Here is an 867-nt window from a genome sequence, read left to right as displayed (position 1 = left end):
TAGAGGGTGTTATGCACCTTGAGCGAGTATAGCGGCGTTTCTGAGCATGAAGCATGCGAAAGCGACGACATGGAGACTTGCGAGCGTTGAAGCGTAGCGCTCGTAATCCTTGACGAGTCTGCGGCATCGTGTGGCCCATGCGAAAGACCGTTCTACGACCCATCGGCGCGGCAGCAGGACAAAACCGCGCTTGGCCTCGGGCAGTTTAACGACCTCAAGGGCGATACCGTGGGCCCGCGCTGCCTCGGCCGGCTTCTGGCCCGTGTATCCCTGATCGACATAGGCCAGTTCGACACTCTCGTCCGTCACTTCCTGAATGGCAGCGGCGAGGCGTCCGACTTCGGCGCGATCATCCCGGTTGGCTGGAGTGACGTGCAGGGCCAGCAGATGGCCAAACGTGTCCACTGCCATATGCAGTTTCGAGCCCTTTTTGCGTTTGGCCCCATCATATCCGGCGCGCGGTCCGCTCTCCGGCGTCGAACGCAAGGTGCGGCTGTCGAGGATGGCCGCCGTGGGTTCCGCCTTGCGGCCGGAGGCCATGCGCAGCACAGCTCGCAGGTCAGACGCCAGTGCTTCGAAGCAGCCTGCCTCCATCCAGCGACGGGATTGCTGATAGACCGCCGACCAGGGCGGCAGATCGTTCGGCATGGCGCGCCAGGCAATTCCGTAGCGGATCACGTAGCGCAACCCGTTGAACAGTTCGCGCAGATCATGCCGCCGCTGTTCCGCGTTCTCTCGCATCAGAACCAGATACGGAACAACCAACGACCATTCTTCGTCTGATACGTCAGAGGGATACGGCTTGCGAACTTGCGTCATTCAGCATTACTGAACCAATCACCCACGAAAGTACATAACACCCTCTAG

Annotated in this window: 1 protein-coding gene; it reads right to left on the bottom strand. The window is 60.4% G+C overall.

The features are described 5' to 3' along the window. Window positions 1-9: 9 nt before the first annotated feature. Window positions 10-819, bottom strand: coding sequence for an IS5 family transposase (locus tag HLH28_RS17850; protein ID WP_182961943.1), 810 nt, complete (start codon window positions 817-819; stop codon window positions 10-12). Window positions 820-867 lie beyond the last annotated feature (48 nt).

It is taken from the genome of Gluconacetobacter tumulisoli, assembly GCF_014174155.1.
In the GTDB taxonomy this organism is placed as follows: domain Bacteria; phylum Pseudomonadota; class Alphaproteobacteria; order Acetobacterales; family Acetobacteraceae; genus Gluconacetobacter; species Gluconacetobacter tumulisoli.
This window is presented reverse-complemented; position numbering and strand designations above follow the sequence as displayed.